The sequence below is a fragment of the Mesorhizobium sp. UC74_2 genome (genome assembly GCF_042701485.1).
Lineage (GTDB): Bacteria > Pseudomonadota > Alphaproteobacteria > Rhizobiales > Rhizobiaceae > Mesorhizobium.
In genome coordinates this window covers 2395151-2409353 of sequence record NZ_CP170562.1, presented here as the reverse complement: position 1 = coordinate 2409353, position 14203 = coordinate 2395151, and the positions used below count along the sequence as shown (strand labels likewise).

Annotated in this window: 11 protein-coding genes and 1 pseudogene; 9 read left to right on the top strand and 3 right to left on the bottom strand. The window is 62.1% G+C overall.

The genetic code is table 11. From position 1 onward, the window contains the following. Together ACFJIU_RS11560 and ACFJIU_RS11555 are read left to right on the top strand one after the other, a co-directional pair. Complete coding sequence (locus tag ACFJIU_RS11560) at positions 1-1011, top strand: hypothetical protein (protein WP_379071377.1); 1011 nt, start codon at positions 1-3, stop codon at positions 1009-1011. Between the two features lie 4 nt (positions 1012-1015). Further along, positions 1016-2014, top strand: coding sequence for a hypothetical protein (locus ACFJIU_RS11555; protein ID WP_379071374.1), 999 nt, complete (start codon positions 1016-1018; stop codon positions 2012-2014). A 9-nt stretch (positions 2015-2023) separates the two neighbouring features. On the opposite strand, the pseudogene ACFJIU_RS11550 reads toward ACFJIU_RS11555, so the two are convergent. Beyond that, positions 2024-3555, bottom strand: a pseudogene (locus ACFJIU_RS11550) (acyl-CoA carboxylase subunit beta). Positions 3556-4014: 459 nt separating this feature from the next. Here ACFJIU_RS11550 and ACFJIU_RS11545 point away from each other — a divergent pair. Both ACFJIU_RS11545 and ACFJIU_RS11540 read left to right on the top strand, forming a co-directional pair. Continuing rightward, complete coding sequence (locus ACFJIU_RS11545) at positions 4015-5544, top strand: DEAD/DEAH box helicase (RefSeq protein WP_379071372.1); 1530 nt, start codon at positions 4015-4017, stop codon at positions 5542-5544. Positions 5545-5617: 73 nt separating this feature from the next. Next, on the top strand, positions 5618-6076 hold the full coding sequence (locus ACFJIU_RS11540) for a GNAT family N-acetyltransferase (RefSeq protein ID WP_379071369.1): 459 nt from the start codon (positions 5618-5620) through the stop codon (positions 6074-6076). A 3-nt stretch (positions 6077-6079) separates the two neighbouring features. Here ACFJIU_RS11540 and hutC read toward each other — a convergent pair whose 3' ends face one another. Both hutC and ACFJIU_RS11530 read right to left on the bottom strand, forming a co-directional pair. Next, a complete protein-coding gene (gene hutC, locus ACFJIU_RS11535; protein ID WP_379071367.1) occupies positions 6080-6805 on the bottom strand; it encodes a histidine utilization repressor in 726 nt (241 codons plus the stop codon). 38 nt (positions 6806-6843) lie between these two features. Beyond that, positions 6844-8199, bottom strand: a complete 1356-nt coding sequence (locus ACFJIU_RS11530) for a formimidoylglutamate deiminase (protein WP_379071364.1) — start codon at positions 8197-8199, stop codon at positions 6844-6846. A 101-nt stretch (positions 8200-8300) separates the two neighbouring features. On the opposite strand from ACFJIU_RS11530, the gene hutI reads away from it, so the two are divergent. Genes hutI through ACFJIU_RS11505 form a run of 5 tightly spaced genes read left to right on the top strand, consistent with a single transcriptional unit; the run spans position 8301 to position 14164 of the window. Continuing rightward, a complete protein-coding gene (gene hutI / locus ACFJIU_RS11525; protein ID WP_379071361.1) occupies positions 8301-9533 on the top strand; it encodes an imidazolonepropionase in 1233 nt (410 codons plus the stop codon). After that, positions 9530-11074, top strand: a complete 1545-nt coding sequence (hutH, locus tag ACFJIU_RS11520) for a histidine ammonia-lyase (RefSeq protein ID WP_379071358.1) — start codon at positions 9530-9532, stop codon at positions 11072-11074. The genes hutI and hutH overlap by 4 nt, the downstream gene beginning before the upstream one ends. Continuing rightward, on the top strand, positions 11071-11889 hold the full coding sequence (gene hutG, locus ACFJIU_RS11515) for an N-formylglutamate deformylase (RefSeq protein ID WP_379071355.1): 819 nt from the start codon (positions 11071-11073) through the stop codon (positions 11887-11889). The genes hutH and hutG overlap by 4 nt, the downstream gene beginning before the upstream one ends. Before the next feature lie 19 nt (positions 11890-11908). After that, complete coding sequence (hutU, locus tag ACFJIU_RS11510) at positions 11909-13585, top strand: urocanate hydratase (RefSeq protein WP_379071352.1); 1677 nt, start codon at positions 11909-11911, stop codon at positions 13583-13585. A 3-nt stretch (positions 13586-13588) separates the two neighbouring features. Next, positions 13589-14164, top strand: a complete 576-nt coding sequence (locus ACFJIU_RS11505; RefSeq protein WP_379071349.1) for a HutD family protein — start codon at positions 13589-13591, stop codon at positions 14162-14164. Positions 14165-14203: the final 39 nt, after the last annotated feature.

Sequence of the window (14203 nt, the reverse complement as noted above, 5' to 3'; positions counted from 1 at the left end):
ATGAAACATCTCATCCTCGTTCATGGCAGGGATATCAAGCCGGCCGGTTCGGCGCTGGCCGCACTTGCCAAGCGCGCCATCGTCGCCGGATTGCGGCGGGCGGGCAAGGCCGATGTCGCAGACGACATCCTAGGCGGCGCCATCAAATTCACCAGCGCGTACTACGGCGATGTCACCAACCGCATCGAGGCGTCCTACGACCCCAAGACCGCCGCATTGCTGACCGCGCAGAACGATCCGCCATATGATTTCAAGCCGTGCTTTCCGGCGGCGGCATTGGATGACGCCTTCGATTTGACCGACGCGCTGCGGACTTTCAACAAGAAGAGCTATCGCCATGTCCTTGATATCGCCAAAGATTGGCGCTTTCTCGACGAGGCGATACACGCGGCTTCCATGTTCGGCGAGCTGTTTACCTTCGGCCTCGTCAACTCGCTGGTCGAAGTCTCGATCAAGTGGGACCTTGCCGTCTATCTCACATCGCAGCGTGTCGGCTCGGACATCCGCGCCCGGCTCCAGGATGTTCTGAAGCAGTCGTTGGCCGACGGCGATGACGTTTGCCTTGTCACACACAGCATGGGCTGCATGGTCGCCTACGACGTCTTCTGGAAGTACTCGTTCCGGTCCGAATATGAGGATCGGCGCGATGCAGCCGCAATCCCGGTCAGGCTCTGGCTCACATTAGGCTGTCCGCTCGGCGAAATCGGTATCCAGCGCAATCTGCTCGACGCCGTGGCGTTGGATGACGAAAAATATCCGCGCAACCAGTTCGTCGACTGGATCAATGTCCACGCAGAGGACGATTTCATCGCGCATGTGCAAAGTATGCGCACGGCCTTTGCAACCATGCGCACCAAACATTATTGCCGCTCGATCACCGACAGGAAGATCTACAACTGCTGGCATTATCGCGATGCGTCTAGCGGGCAACTCGTGTCCAACCCGCATGATTTCTATGGCTATCTGATGAACCAGGATACAGCCAGGATCGTGGCTGGCTGGGCGGAGTGAACCGATGGTTTCAAAGAAACCCCAAAGCCCTCCGATCTCGCTTGCCGACCTACGCAAACGCTGCCGCAACGCATCGCTCGGCGAGCAGGAACTCACCGACTACTTCCTGCCGGACGAAGAACACAGCAAGCCTTTCGCTCCCGCTTTGAAACTTAACGAGGCGTTGGTCGAAGTCGGCCGCGCCAGGCCAGCCCCTGACTCAATCTCCAAACTCTACGCCGAGGCAACGCGAGCGCAGACCCCGCCTCCAAGGAAGCCGAGGGTACTGACGCAAACATTTCGCAGGGCGGCAAGGACCAGGCTTTTGGCCGAGGGTGACTCCTCGTTCAACCTGCCGGACTACATCTATCCAAAGACGGCAATCGACTTTCTAGGCAGCGATTATGATTTCGAAGTCAGCAACATCGCGCTCTGGGGCGATGAACTGGAAGCAATGGTCACAGCCAAGCAATATCGCCAGCCGTTACGCTCCGGTCTGTTCGGGCATTTTCTGTTCTCGGGCGGCGGCAATGACGTGCTGGGTTCCATCCCGACCTATGTGAAGCCTCGAAAGTCAGGCGATACCGATCCGGCGCACGCGGCCGACTACATCAAGGCGACATTCTCGCAGAAGATCAGCCAGATGATGGGCTTCTATCGGTCGCTGGCCAATGATGCGCGCGACGCCACCGCAGGCCGTGTCGTGCTTTACGTGCACGGCTATGCCAATGCCATTCCGAAGAAGGGCGGACACTATCTCGGCGGTCCGTTGGAAACGCTCGGCTTTGATCCGATCGCTCATGCGCCGCTGTGCCGGGCAATCGTTGCCCAAATGGTCAAGCTGTTCAACGACGCCTTGCAGTCGTTCGCGCAGAGCACCGCGCATGTCGTCTACAGCGATCTCAGGCCGGCGATGACCGACCGCGACTGGTACCGCGATGAAATCCACCCGAATGACTCCGGTGCAAGAAAGATCGCCAGGATTTTTGCGGAATCCGTGCGTGCCAACACACCGAGCGTGTGATGGCACGTCCTAAAGCGGAATGTTGTCGTGCTTCTTCCGGGATTCTGCAGGTCCTTGTTGCGCAACATCCTCAGCGCTCGTGCGACGCGGCGACGCGTCGAGTGCGGCATGATCACCTCGTCGACATAGCCGCGTTCCGCGGCCACGAAAGGTGACAGGAAGCGGTCCTCGTATTGTTTGGTGTGTGCCGCGATCTTCTCGGCGTCGCCGATGTCCTTGCGATAGATGATTTCGACGGCGCCCTTGGCGCCCATCACGGCGATCTGCGCCGTCGGCCAGGCGTAGTTCATGTCGCCACGCAGGTGTTTCGAGGCCATCACGTCGTAGGCGCCGCCAAAGGCCTTGCGGGTGATCACCGTCACCTTCGGCACCGTTGCCTCGGCATAGGCGAACAACAGCTTGGCGCCGTGCTTGATCAGTCCGCCATACTCCTGCGCGGTGCCGGGCAGGAAACCGGGAACGTCGACAAAGGTGACGAGCGGAATGTTGAAGCAATCGCAGAAGCGTACGAAGCGTGCTGCCTTGCGGGAGGCGTCACTGTCCAGAACACCGGCCAGCACCATCGGCTGGTTGGCGACGAAGCCCACGGTGCGCCCTTCGACACGGCCGAGACCGGTCACGATGTTCTTGGCGAAGGAAGCCTGGATCTCGAAGAAGTCGCCTTCGTCGACGGTCTTCAGGATCAGTTCCTTGATGTCGTAGGGTTTGTTGGCGTTGTCCGGAATGAGGCGGTCGAGCGACATGTCATGCTCGGTTACCGATTGGTAGCATTCGACTTCCGGTATCTCGGCGGTGTTGGAGGCTGGCAGAAGGTCGACCAGTCGTCGCATCTGCAACAGCGCCTCGACATCATTGTCATAGGCTCCGTCAGCGATCGAGGACTTCGTCGTGTGTACGGAAGCGCCGCCGAGCTGTTCGGCCGTGACTGTTTCGTTGGTCACGGTCTTGACGACGTCCGGACCAGTCACGAACATATAGGAGGTGTCCCGGACCATGAAGATGAAGTCAGTCATGGCGGGCGAATAGACGTCGCCGCCGGCGCAGGGACCCATGATCAGCGATATCTGCGGAATGACCCCGGAAGCCAGTACGTTGCGCTGGAAGATTTCAGCATAGCCACCCAGCGCTGCCACGCCTTCCTGGATGCGCGCACCGCCGGCATCATAAAGCCCGATGATCGGCGCGCGGTTGCGCAGCGCCATGTCCTGCACCTTCATCACCTTCTCGGCATGCGCTTCCGAAAGCGAGCCGCCGAATACGGTGAAATCCTTGGCGAACAGATAGACCGGACGGCCGTTGACCGTGCCCCAGCCGGTGACGACGCCGTCACCGGCGACTTTCGATTTCTCCATGCCGAAATCGGTGGAACGATGTTCGACATACATATCGAACTCCTCGAACGAACCTTCGTCGAGGAAGATCTCTATACGCTCGCGTGCAGTCAGCTTGCCCTTGGCGTGCTGGGCATCGATGCGTGCCTGACCGCCCCCCAAACGGGCGATGTCGCGCCGGCGCTCGAGTTCCTTCAGCACTTCCTTCATTGGGCGGCCTCCCTCAGACATTTAGTCCGCTTTTGGTATCGGCGTGGCGCGGGGAGCGCAAGCGGGGCTTTGATTTCACGATGCAAACCCGTATTTCGCATGCCTCGCACAGTCATCGACGGCTGTAGTTTGTCTCCTGAGCGCGGTTAGACGCCCATGCGCAATGCTGCATTGCAACATGAGGCTCTTGCATTTCTTCGCGAACTCCTCCATATGCCGCCTCATAGGCGCTCGGGCCGGGTCTTTCCGGCTTTCTCCTCGATTGAGACTGGTTGCGTCTGTTCCCCTTGCCTTGGGCAAGGCGGTGTAAGTCCCGCGGCAAGAGGCCGGCGGGCACGACAGCGCAGCCGAGCGGGCTTTTGGTCCGCCCGCCTTGTCGTCCCATTCCTGTTTTTGACGGCGGGTTGCGCCCGGCCGCCATTGCTGTTTGCGGCAATCGCCGCATGAAAGAAGATTATTTTGACCAATGAAACCAATGCGGAGCTGAATGGCTTCGCCAAGCTCGGAATTTCCGGCCAACTGCTGAAGGCCACCAACACGGCAGGCTTCACCGAGCCGAAGCCGATTCAGGAGCAGGCCATCCCCGCACAGCTGGCTGGCCGGGACATCCTGGGTATCGCCCAGACCGGCTCCGGCAAGACGGCGGCCTTTGCTCTGCCGATCCTGTCGCGCATCATCGCGCTCGGCACCAAGCGCCGGCCGAAGACGGCACGCGCCCTGATCCTGGCACCGACCCGCGAACTGGCTGTCCAGATCGAAGAGACGATCAAGGTGCTCGCAAAAGGCGCGCACATCTCCACCGCGCTCGTGCTGGGTGGCGTTTCGCGCTTCAGCCAGGTCAAGAAGATCGGTCCTGGCGTGGATTTCCTGATCGCGACTCCCGGCCGCCTGATGGATCTGGTGCGCGAGAAGGATGTCATCCTGTCGGAGACCACCTGGCTGGTTCTCGACGAGGCCGACCGCATGCTCGACATGGGCTTCATCAACGACGTCAAGCGCATCGCCAAGGCCACGCATCCGGCAAGGCAGACCGCGCTGTTCTCGGCCACCATGCCGAGCGAGATCGAGCAGCTGACGCAGAGCCTGCTGCGCGATCCAGTGCGCGTGGAAGTGGCGCCGCAGGGCACCACAGCCGCCGAGATCGTGCAGAGTGTCGTGCTCGCTCGCACCAAGCAGAAGCGCAAGGTGCTTTCCGACATGCTGGCCGATGAAGCCATGAGCTCGGTGATCGTGTTCGCCCGCACCAAGCATGGCGCGGATCGTGTCACCAAGGATCTCGAGCGCGACGGCTTCGAGGCTGCTGTCATCCACGGCAACAAGAGCCAGAATGCCCGCCAGAAGGCGCTGAATGGCTTCCGCGATGGCTCGGTGCGCATCCTGGTCGCCACCGACATCGCCGCGCGCGGCATCGACGTTCCCGGCATCAGCCATGTCGTGAACTTCGACCTGCCGGATGAGGCCGAAAGCTACGTTCACCGCATCGGCCGTACTGGCCGTAATGGCCGCGATGGCATTGCCATCACGCTGGTCGATCCGTCCGAGAACAGCAAGCTGCGTCAGGTCGAACGCATCATCCGCATGAAGTTGCCGGTACTGGCCGATCACCTCGGTCAGCCTGACCCGGCCCGTGAGCCGCGTCCGCAGGGTGAACGCAACTTTGCACCGGCAAATGACGGCGCGCGTGAAGAACGTCGCGACAGCAGGTCGCGTAATGACGGCTTCGGCAAGAAGCGCTTCGGCGGCAAGCCGCAGGGCGGACGTCCGTTCTCCGGCAAGTCGGATGGCGAAAATGGCGCTCAAGTCGAGCGCAACCAGAGTGGTGATCGCCCCTTCAGAGCCAAGCCGAATGGCGAACGCCACTTCCACGGCAAGCCCAAGGGCGACCGCCCATTTGGCGACAAGCCGCATGGCGAGCGCAAGCCTGACGGCGGCAAGCCGTTCCGCAACAAGCGCCGCTTCAACCGCAAGCCGGCCGCACGCGCTGCCTGATGAAAATAGTGGGGCCGTCCGGTTCGGATCGGCCCCACTTTTTTGCTATCGTCCCCTCGGCATTGTCTGATCGATGACCGTTTCCTTGCGTCGTATGGGTTTGGAAGACATGGCTTGCGTCGCTGTCGTCTTGCGGCAGGCGTTCGATGAGCGACTGCCGTGGCTGGCGGGAATTCACACCCCGCAAGAAGACCGGCGCTTCTTCGAAAATCAGGTCTATGCCAGCTGCGAGGTTTGGGGCGCCGTCGACGGTGAAATCATCGGCTTCATCGCCTTCCGGGAAGGGTGGGTTGATCAGCTCTATGTTCTGCCGGGCCATCAGAAGCGAGGCATTGGTGTGGCTCTGCTCGATGTGGCGAAGGCGGCCTGGCCGGTACTACAGCTCTGGACATTCCAGAAAAACATGGCTGCGCGCCGCTTCTATGAGAAGCAAGGCTTTACAGCCATCCAGCAGACCGACGGTCACGACAATGACGAACGCGAGCCTGACATCCTCTATCGTTGGCTTCAACAGGCTGGCCTTGAGAGCTGACGCTCAACCCTGCGATGGCGCGAAACGCGCGACCAGCTCGTGGCTTTCGGCAGCATAGACGAAGCGCACCTGCGTGACCGGGCGTTCGGCATTCCAGGTTCGTCTTTCCACGACAAGGCAGGGTGAACCAGCCGTGATATCGAGCGCCGAGGCAACACCTTCGTCGGCGGCCATGGCGCGGATGCGGTGTTCGGCTGCATTCCACGGAACATGTCCGACCAACCAGGGGTTCGGGCTGATTTCCAGGAACTCTTCCTCCTCCGCCTCCGGAACGGCACTCAGGTTTATGAGCCGCCTTTCCTGACAGAACGGCCGCTTGCCGGCAAAGTGCCGGCATTCCACCGCCAGAACCGGTCCCGCGGCATCAAGGCCCAGCAGTTCGCGATCTTCGGTGCTGGAACGGCGCTTGAGGCGCGACACACGCTCGAAGTGATAGGGCAGGCCGGTTGCCTCCACTTCGGTGCGGATATCGTGGATCTCGAGGATCGCGGCCTGGGAATGCGGCTGGCGTACGAAGCTGCCTGAACGCCGGCGCCGCTCGATCAGGCCGGCCTTGGCGAGCTGTGACAGCGCCTTGTTCACCGTCATGCGCGAGCAGCCATATTCGGCCGTCAGTTCGTGTTCGAAAGGAATGCGATGACCCGGCGCCCAGACGCCGGACAGGATCTTTTCGCTGATGTCGGACAGGATGCGCTGATGAAGCGATGCCGGTTCCGTTGTCGTGTTCATCAGCCTGCTGTTCTCCGCTGTTCGAATCCCGGCAGCCCTTAGCCGGCCCACAACCGCATCATCACATTCCGGAAGCGTTCGGCAATGGCCTCACGTGCGAAATGGTGGCCATTCTCCACCAGCTTGCGACCATGGACCCACGCACAGTCGACGCGGGTGCCGCCGGCGAAGACCCAGGTGTCGAGGATCGCGTTGCCGCATTTTCCGGCGAGCGAAGGATGGTTGGCATCAAGCGAAACGAAATCTGCTGGCATGCCGGTCGCAAGGCCTGCTGTCTCAAAGCCGAGAGCCGCGTTTCCACCCATCAAGGACTGCGTGAACAGATTCTCGCCGTTGGACTGACCGGGGGCAGCCAACACGTTGCGGGCGCGGTGGAAAATGCGCTGGGAATATTCGAGCTGGCGCAATTCGTCAGCAACGCCGATCAGAACGTTGGAGTCTGAACCGACACCGTAACGGCCGCCATGGCTCGAAAACAACGGGGCCGAGAACGTGCCGTCCCCCAGATTGGCTTCGGTGATCGGACACAGGCCGGCAATCGCGCCGGACTTTGCCATGGCAATCGTCTCGTCATCCGTCATATGCGTGGCGTGGATCAGACACCAGCGGCGGTCGACGGCCTGGTTCTCCAGCAGCCATTCCACGGGCCGTTTGCCGGACCAGGCGACACAATCCTCGACTTCCTTCACTTGTTCGGCGATGTGGATGTGGACCGGCGCCTCTCGCTCAAGCCTGGCGACCACCGACAATTCTTCCGGAGTGGCCGCGCGCAGGCTGTGTGGTGCGACACCGACAACTGCCCGATCGAGCCCTGATACTGCTTCTTTCGATTTCTCGAGAAGTCTGGAGAACCCGTTCAGATCATTGATGAAGCGGCGCTGACCTTCGTTCGGTACACCGCCGCCGAAGCCCGAGTGCGCATAAAACACCGGCAACAATGTCAGCCCGATACCGGTCGCCTTGGCCGCGGCCGCGATGCGCTCGGCCATTTCGGCGATGTTGGCGTAGGGCCTGCCGTCCCGATCGTGATGCAGATAATGGAACTCGCCGACCCGGGAAAATCCGGCCTCCACCATCTCGACATAGAGTTGGGCGGCGACTGCTTCGACGTCTTCCGGCGTCATCGACAGGGCGAAGCGATACATCACTTCGCGCCAGCTCCAGAATGAATCAGCGCCGGGGCCACGCGTTTCCGCAAGACCTGCCATGCCGCGCTGAAAGGCATGGCTGTGCAGGTTGGGCATGCCGGGAACAACGATGGCGTGCCGTTCGTCGCCGGCCTGGATGGCAGCGTCAGCTTCAATGGAGATCAGCACGCCATCGGCGATGATAAGGCGCACATTCTTGCGCCAGCCGTCGCTCAGAAGAGCCTGTTCCGCAAAAATCGCCGTCACGCCTTCGTCCTCCGCTTGCCGTAACCTGCGCGACATTAACACTTGCGTCGCGTCTTAATATGTATATACATAATTTCGACGGAGTGAAGCGGAAAAAGGCTATGGCTGAGGAGGAGAAAGGCCGGGCAGGGGCAAGCCGCATCTGGCGCAACGCGCGCCTGGCGACGCTGGCTGAAAATGCTGCCGGTCTTGGTGAAATCGAGCATGGCGCCATCGTGGCGAGCGGCGGCCGCATTGTCTATGCCGGCTCCGAAAAGGATATGCCGGCCGCGCCCGCAGGTGCCGAGGTCGTCGACTGTGAAGGTCGCTGGATCACGCCTGGCCTGATCGACTGCCACACGCATCTGATCCATGCCGGCAATCGTGCCAACGAGTTCGAGATGCGGCTGGCCGGCGCGACCTATGAAGAGGTCGCGCGTGCCGGTGGTGGTATCGTCTCGTCCGTGAAGGCGCTGCGGGCTGCGAGCGAGGATGAACTCGTTGCCCAGACGCTGCCGCGCCTCGATGCGCTGATGGCCGAAGGCGTCACCACGATCGAGGTGAAATCGGGCTATGGCCTCGATCTCGACAATGAGAAAAAGTCCCTGAAGGCGGCGCGTCGTCTCGGCGCCGAACGCTCGGTCACGGTGCGCACGACCTTCCTCGGCGCGCATGCCTTGCCGCCGGAAGCCAACGGCGACAAAGACGCCTATATCGACCTTGTGGCGAAGACGATGCTGCCGGCCATTGCCGCCGAAGGGCTGGCCGATGCGGTCGACGGCTTCTGTGAAGGCATTGCTTTCTCTCCCGAACAGATCGCGCGGGTGTTCGATGCGGCGAAGGCGGCGGGTCTGCCGGTCAAGCTGCATGCAGACCAGCTTTCCAATCTCAACGGCGCTGCACTTGCAGCAAGCTATGGTGCGCTCTCGACCGATCACCTCGAATATACCGATGAGGCTGGCGCAGCAGCAATGGCCAAGGCCGGCACCGTCGCCGGTATCCTGCCCGGCGCCTATTATTTCATCCGCGAGACCCGAAAGCCGCCGATCGCGTTGTTTCGCCAGTACGGCGTGAAGATGGCGGTGGCGACCGACAACAATCCCGGCACCTCGCCGCTGACTTCGCTGCTGCTCACCATGAACATGGCGGCGACACTGTTCGCCATGACAGTGCAGGAATGCATCGCCGGCACGACGCGCGAAGCAGCGCGTGCGCTCGGGTTGCTTGGCGAGACCGGCACGCTGGAAGCCGGGAAATGGGCCGACCTCGCCATCTGGGACATCGAGCGGCCAGCAGAACTTGTTTATCGCATGGGCTTCAATCCGCTCCATGCCCGTATCTGGAGGGGACAATGACAGAACTCGTATTGAAGCCCGGCAATGCAACGCTGGCTGACTGGCGTGCCATCTATCGTGGCGCCACGCCGGCACTCGACCCTGCCTGCAAGGCGGCGATCGAGGCCAGCGCCAAGGCGGTCGAACGCATCGTCGCCAAGGGCGAGCCGGTCTACGGCATCAATACCGGTTTCGGCAAGCTCGCCAGCGTGCGCATTCCCGCCGCCGATCTCGAAACGCTGCAGCGCAACATCGTGTTGTCGCATGCCGCCGGCGTTGGCGAACCGATGCCGGTTGCTGTAGCGCGCCTGATGATGGCGCTAAAGATGGCGAGCCTGGCGCAGGGCGCCTCGGGCGTGCGGCAGCAGACCATCGACCTGCTGCAGAAGATGCTGGCAAACGACGTCATTCCGGTCGTGCCGGCACAGGGTTCCGTCGGCGCTTCCGGCGATCTTGCCCCGCTGTCTCACATGACTGCGGTGATGATCGGTGTCGGCGAATGCTTCACCCCGCATGGCCGCGTACCGGCCAGGGTCGCCTTTGCGTCGCATGGGCTGGAACCGGTGATACTTGGTGCCAAGGAAGGCCTGGCCTTGCTCAACGGCACGCAATTCTCGACAGCCTATGCCCTGGCCGGCCTGTTTGAAGCCGAGGTGCTCTACCAGTCGGCGCTTGTCGCCGGTGCCTTGTCGACCGACGCCGCCAAGGGCTCGGATGCGCCTTTCGACCCGCGCATTCATCTGCTGCGCAAGCATCGCGGCCAGATCGAAACGGCCGACGCCTTGCGCAGCCTGATGGCCGGCAGCGCCATCCGCGAATCTCATCGTGTCGGCGACGAACGTGTTCAGGACCCGTATTGCCTGCGCTGCCAGCCGCAGGTGATGGGCGCGGCGCTGGACGTGTTGCGCAAGGCCGCCGATACGCTGCAGACCGAAGCCAACGGTGTTACCGACAATCCGCTGATCTTCGCCGAGGATGACACCGCGCTTTCGGGCGGCAACTTCCACGCCGAGCCGGTGGCGTTCGCCGCCGACATGATCGCGCTCGCCGTCTGCGAGATCGGTTCGTTGTCGGAACGGCGCATCGCCATGCTGGTCGACCCGGCACTTTCGGGCATGCCGGCTTTCCTCACGCCGAAGCCCGGGCTCAATTCCGGCTTCATGATCCCGCAGGTAACGGCAGCCGCGCTTGTGTCGGAAAACAAGCAGAAGGCCTATCCGGCCTCGGTCGACTCCATTCCGACCTCGGCCAACCAGGAAGATCACGTCTCGATGGCGGCGCACGGCGCGCGCCGCCTCATCGGCATGATCGAGAATGCCACCGCCGTCATTGGCATTGAACTGCTCGCCGCGGCGCAGGGTTGCGACTTCCATCAGCCGCTGGCGTCGAGCCAACCGCTCGAGGCGGTGCGCAAGGTATTGCGGGCGCAGGTGCCGCACCTTGACGACGACCGTCATTTCCATCCCGACATGGAAAAGGCGATCGCCCTGGTGCGTGACGGATCGCTTGCAAAGGCAGCAGAGGCGGTCAAGCTGCCGGCTGTCAGCGGAGCTGCCGGATGACCCAGCCGTCATGGCTCAAGGTCCAGCGCGGCGAGGCGCCGCTGCTGGTCAGCATCCCGCACACCGGTCTCGACCTGGCCGGGCTTGACGATCATTTCGTTTCGCCCTGGCTGGCCCGTCGAGATGCCGACTGGTGGATCGAAAAACTCTATGACTTCGCCATCGATCTCGGTGCGACTGTCGTGCGCACCGGCATCTCGCGTTCCATCATCGACGTGAACCGCGATCCTTCGGGTGTTTCGTTGTATCCAGGGCAGGCCACCACCGAGCTTTGCCCGACGACGACTTTTGATGGCGAGCCGCTCTACACGACGGGGCGGGCGCCGAACGCTGAAGACGTGGCCGAACGTCGGAGGACCTACTTCGAACCTTACCACGCGGCACTGGAAACCGAGATCACCCGATTGCGCGGCCTGCACGGCAAGATCGTGCTCTATGATTGCCACTCGATCCGTTCGGTCATTCCCCGGCTGTTCGAGGGCAGGCTGCCGCTGTTCAACCTCGGCACCAATTCCGGCAACAGCACCGACCCCGTGCTGGAAAAGCAGGTCGCCGACATCATGGCCGCTACCGGGCGGCCATTCGTGGTCAATGGCCGCTTCAAGGGCGGCTGGATCACGCGTCATCACGGCAATCCGGAAGCAGGCGTCCATGCCCTGCAGATGGAACTCTCCTGCCGTGGTTACATGCTGGAGCCGGAGGGCAGGGTGGATCAGGCGAACTGGCCGAGCCGCTATGACCCGGATTTCGCTGCGCCGATGCGCAAGACATTGACCGAGATACTGACGACCGCACTCAACTGGGCGAAGGCCTGATTTTCGAGGGAGCATTCGCATGACCCAACACACCCGTATCGACAATTCCCGCACCATTCGTGCCGCAACCGGCACCGAGCTGACCGCCAAGAGCTGGCTGACCGAAGCACCGCTGCGCATGCTGATGAACAACCTCGACCCGATCGTCGCCGAAAAGCCCGGCGAGCTGGTTGTCTATGGCGGCATCGGTCGCGCGGCTCGCGACTGGCAAAGCTTCGACCGTATCGTCGGCGCGCTGCGCAACCTGGAAGCCGACGAGACGCTGCTGGTGCAGTCGGGCAAGCCGGTTGGCGTGTTCAAGACGCACAAGGACGCGCCGCGCGTCCTGCTCGCGAATTCCAACCTGGTGCCGCACTGGGCTACCTGGGACCACTTCAACGAGCTCGATAAGAAGGGCCTGATGATGTACGGCCAGATGACGGCCGGCTCCTGGATCTATATCGGCTCGCAGGGCATCGTTCAGGGTACCTACGAGACCTTCGTCGAGTTGGGTCGCCAGCATTACAATGGCGACCTGTCAGGCCGCTGGATCCTGACGGCGGGCCTGGGCGGCATGGGCGGCGCGCAGCCGCTGGCCGCAACCATGGCAGGCGCATCCTGCCTTGCCGTGGAATGCCAGGCTTCGCGCATCGAGATGCGCCTGAAGACCGGTTATGTCGACGTGCAGGCCAAGGATCTCGATGACGCTCTGGCCATTCTCGACAAGGCTGGCAAGGAAAAGAAGGCCATTTCGGTCGCCCTGCTTGGCAATGCTGCCGATGTCTTCCCCGAACTGGTACGTCGCGGCGTAAAGCCGGATGCCGTCACCGACCAGACCTCTGCTCACGATCCAGTCAATGGCTATCTGCCGCAGGGCTGGACGGTCGCAGAGTGGGAAGAGAAGCGTGAGCGCGATCCCAAGACCGTCGCCAGGGAAGCGAAGAAGTCCATGGCCGTTCACGTCAAGGCAATGCTCGACTTCCACAAGATGGGCATCCCGACCGTCGACTATGGCAACAACATCCGCCAGATGGCGCTGGAGGAGGGGGTCGAGAACGCTTTCGACTTCCCCGGCTTCGTGCCGGCCTATATCCGACCGCTGTTCTGCCGCGGCATCGGTCCGTTCCGCTGGGCCGCACTCTCGGGCGACCCGGAGGACATCTACAAGACCGACGCCAAGGTGAAGGAGCTGTTGCCCGACAACAAGCACCTGCACAACTGGCTCGACATGGCGCAGAAGCGCATCAAGTTCCAGGGGCTGCCGGCGCGCATCTGCTGGGTCGGCCTCGGCGACCGCCATCGTCTTGGTCTCGCCTTCAACGAAATGGTCGCCAGGGGCGAACTGAAGGCGCCTGTCGTCATCGGCCGCGACCATCTCGACTCCGGCTCCGTCGCTTCGCCGAACCGCGAAACGGAAGCGATGAAGGATGGCTCGGACGCGGTGTCCGACTGGCCGCTGCTCAACGCACTCCTCAACACGGCCTCGGGCGCGACCTGGGTGTCGCTACACCATGGCGGCGGCGTCGGCATGGGCTTCTCGCAGCATTCCGGCATGGTCATCGTTTGCGATGGCACCGAGGATGCGGCACGCCGTCTCGGGCGGGTTTTGTGGAACGATCCGGCAACCGGCGTGATGCGCCATGCCGATGCCGGCTACGACATCGCCATCGAGTGTGCGAAGGAGCATCAGCTCAACCTGCCGGGCATCCTCGGCTAAGTGATGCGTATCCTCCGCGCCAGCGACTATCGATCCATGCCGTGGAAAAACGGCGGCGGGACGACGACCGAGATCGTCGTCTCGCCGGCCGGTGCCGGACTGAATGATTTCGAATGGCGCATCTCCATGGCGCGGGTCGAGGCCGGCGGGCCCTTTTCCATTTTTTCCGGCATCGACCGCACGCTTTCCATCCTCGAAGGCGAGGGCATCACACTCTCCATCGCTGGCCACGAAACCGTCGAGCTGACGCGTGCCAGCGAGCCGTTGTTCTTTCCCGCCGATGCTGCGACGGAAGCGACATTGCCGGCGGGCCCCATCACCGACCTCAATGTGATGACCCGTCGTGGCCGCGTGCGCCACACGGTGCGCCGCCTGTCGCTATCTGAGCCGCTGGACTTCACCACACAAGCCACCGTCACGCTCGTCTTCTGCGATGAAGGCGTTCTTCAGATCGGCGAATCGCCAGCACTCGCACTTGGCGCTCGCGATACATTGTGGCTCGACGGGACGGGACAGACCTTGTCACTCCGTCCTCTGGCGCATGCCACACTTTTCCTGATCTCCATCCAAAACGATTAAAAGCTGTCTCCAAGCGTTATCGAGCCTGACCCGAAATAT

Coding starts and splice junctions, on each gene's coding strand:
- ACFJIU_RS11560 (WP_379071377.1), top strand. CDS start 1: ATGAAACATCTCATCCTCGTTCATGGCAGGGATATCAAGCCGGCCGGT.
- ACFJIU_RS11555 (WP_379071374.1), top strand. CDS start 1,016: ATGGTTTCAAAGAAACCCCAAAGCCCTCCGATCTCGCTTGCCGACCTA.
- ACFJIU_RS11540 (WP_379071369.1), top strand. CDS start 5,618: ATGACCGTTTCCTTGCGTCGTATGGGTTTGGAAGACATGGCTTGCGTC.
- hutC (WP_379071367.1), bottom strand. CDS start 6,805: ATGAACACGACAACGGAACCGGCATCGCTTCATCAGCGCATCCTGTCC.
- hutI (WP_379071361.1), top strand. CDS start 8,301: ATGGCTGAGGAGGAGAAAGGCCGGGCAGGGGCAAGCCGCATCTGGCGC.
- hutH (WP_379071358.1), top strand. CDS start 9,530: ATGACAGAACTCGTATTGAAGCCCGGCAATGCAACGCTGGCTGACTGG.
- hutG (WP_379071355.1), top strand. CDS start 11,071: ATGACCCAGCCGTCATGGCTCAAGGTCCAGCGCGGCGAGGCGCCGCTG.
- hutU (WP_379071352.1), top strand. CDS start 11,909: ATGACCCAACACACCCGTATCGACAATTCCCGCACCATTCGTGCCGCA.
- ACFJIU_RS11505 (WP_379071349.1), top strand. CDS start 13,589: ATGCGTATCCTCCGCGCCAGCGACTATCGATCCATGCCGTGGAAAAAC.